This window comes from Streptomyces sp. NBRC 110611 (assembly GCF_001590865.1).
GTDB lineage: Bacteria > Actinomycetota > Actinomycetes > Streptomycetales > Streptomycetaceae > Streptomyces.
This window is the reverse complement of sequence record NZ_BBUY01000010.1, coordinates 66,718-67,691: the sequence shown is the minus strand read 5'-3', so window position 1 is coordinate 67,691 and position 974 is coordinate 66,718. Positions and strand designations below refer to the sequence as shown.

At 76.9% G+C, this 974-nt stretch carries 1 protein-coding gene and 1 pseudogene; both read left to right on the top strand.

Annotated elements, in window-relative coordinates; all coding sequences use genetic code 11:
* A partial coding sequence (locus tag AZE13_RS21160; protein ID WP_079124247.1) for a crotonase/enoyl-CoA hydratase family protein occupies positions 1 to 577 on the top strand: 577 nt, incomplete at its 5' end.
* Positions 578 to 697: 120 nt separating this feature from the next.
* Positions 698 to 974: pseudogene (locus AZE13_RS21155) on the top strand (calcineurin); the annotation flags it as partial.

Sequence of the window (974 nt, the reverse complement as noted above, 5' to 3'; positions counted from 1 at the left end):
CCTGAAGACGGTGGGCACCGGACGCGGCAACCGCGTCGCCCCGGACGGCGACGGGCCGATGGGCCCGACCCGGATGCGGCTGGGCAAGCCGGTGATCGCGGCGGTCGCCGGCCATGCGGTGGCCGGCGGGCTGGAGCTGGCGCTGTGGTGCGACCTCCGGGTGGCGGAGGAGGACGCCGTCTTCGGGGTCTTCTGCCGCCGCTGGGGCGTACCGCTGATCGACGGCGGAACGGTGCGGCTGCCGCGGCTGATCGGCGCGAGCCGGGCGATGGACCTCGTCCTGACCGGCCGCCCGGTCCCGGCCACGGAGGCGCTGCACATCGGGCTGGCCAACCGGGTGGTGCCGACCGGCACGGCCCGCACGGAGGCGGAGCTGCTGGCCGCCGAGCTCGCCCGCTTCCCGCAGGCGTGCCTGCGCAGCGACCGGGCCTCCCTGCTGGACCAGGAAGGCAGGGACGAGGAGACCGCGATGGGCGACGAACTCCGCCATGGGCAGGGCGTGCTGGCCGAGGCGATGACGGGCGCGGCGCGGTTCGCCGCGGGAGCGGGGCGGCACGGGGAGCCGCTCACGCCCTGACGCCTCCCGGGGACGCCCGGTTACCGAAGTACCGCACCGCCGCTCGTGCTTGCCGGACGTCCACTCCCGCTTCATGTCCTCGTCACCATCGGCCCCGCCGGCCGTGAGAGAAAGCCAGGCATGTGCGATGACGAACTGATCCCGCCGCAGGCGGACATGACCGAGCGGGAGTGGCTGCACCGGCGCGCGGCCACGGCCGGGGCGCCGGTGCGCACGACGGGACGGGTGCCGCACCGGGTGAACCGGCGGACGCTGCTGGGCGGCGCGATGGCCGGGGCGGCGCTGGCCGTACTGCCCGCGCAGCGGGAGCCGTCCGCGCACGCCGCCCCCCGCCCCGGCGGCCCGGACGCCTTCCCCTTCCCCGGGCACCCCAACAGCAGCGGGGAGTTCGCCGTCC